1 protein-coding gene is annotated in these 1,157 nt (G+C 31.4%); it reads left to right on the forward strand.

Going from position 1 to position 1,157, the window contains the following annotated elements; translation table 11 throughout:
• A partial coding sequence (locus tag H2279_RS08550; RefSeq protein ID WP_337196281.1) for a hypothetical protein occupies positions 1-961 on the forward strand: 961 nt, incomplete at its 5' end.
• Between the last annotated feature and the right edge of the window lie 196 nt (positions 962-1,157).

Raw genomic sequence — 1,157 nt, forward strand, 5'->3', positions numbered from 1 at the left:
TTCACTAAAAACTAAAAAAGAAAGATATAAATATTTAGTGATTAGAAGTGGTATAAGAAGTGTTGTTATAGATATACCTTATGATGCTATAGGAACTGTGGATGAAAAAGGAAATGTAGATCCTAAATATGAAGAATTGTATAGAAAAGTAGATGATAATAAAAATAGTTTAAGATCAAGTTTATTTCATAATGAATGGGGTATGGCAGCAGGTATATTGGGTGATTATAAATATCTAGCCAATGATATGTCTCAAAATGGTTTTAATGCAAGATTTATTCAAGCAACCATACTTTATATACAACTAAGTGGAGGAAGTAGCATACTGGATAAACCTAATTTATTAGGTGCGATTTATGGTTATGCAGATATTGCAGTAGGCAGTGGTTTAGTAGGTGTGCATAGAAATGCTTTAAGAGAACAAGAAATTAAAACTTTGGCTAAGACTTTAAAGCCTGATGAATTTGGTATGCTTCCTTTTATAGATGAGATTATGGGAGTAGATTGGGTGATTGATTATAACGAATATCAAATTTCTGAAGATGAATTTGGAGATATATATAAAGCCTTAAGGAGTGATGTGGTTGAGGGTAAAATAAAAGATCCAAGAGATATAGATTCTACTTATGAAAGCAGAAGGAAATTTGATCGTTATATGGATGGGTATTCTAATGGCATGGTAAATGCTTATGGTTATGATATCCCAAATGATTGGAATGATGCACAATTAAAAATAGACTCTATGATTTTAACTGCCAAACTCGCAGCCCTAACCCCTCCTCAAGGTTATCCTAATGCCCCTTATTATTTCACACCTGAAAAGCTAGAATGGTATTATAAAAGACATAGACTTGATAAACTCCTTGATCCTAGAATCCCTGCTATTAATCGTTATAATTTTCCAGAAGAACTTAGAGCTAAGATAAGAGCTTATGCTAAAGAACATGGGATCAAAGAGTAAATGAATTTCATAGGCAGATTAGCTACCACTATCATTATGAAAAATGGTTTATGTATAGGTTAGAAAGGATTAAAAATGAATAAAGAAACTTATGAAATTTATACACCTGATGGATCAATAATGGATGTGGAAAAGGATACAAATAAAATATTATTTGATAAGAGAGATGATCCCCTTCAAACTGGTAAATACATTG

Source organism: Campylobacter sp. B0100352/1 (genome assembly GCF_020135855.1).
In the GTDB taxonomy this organism is placed as follows: Bacteria; Campylobacterota; Campylobacteria; order Campylobacterales; family Campylobacteraceae; genus Campylobacter_D; species Campylobacter_D taeniopygiae.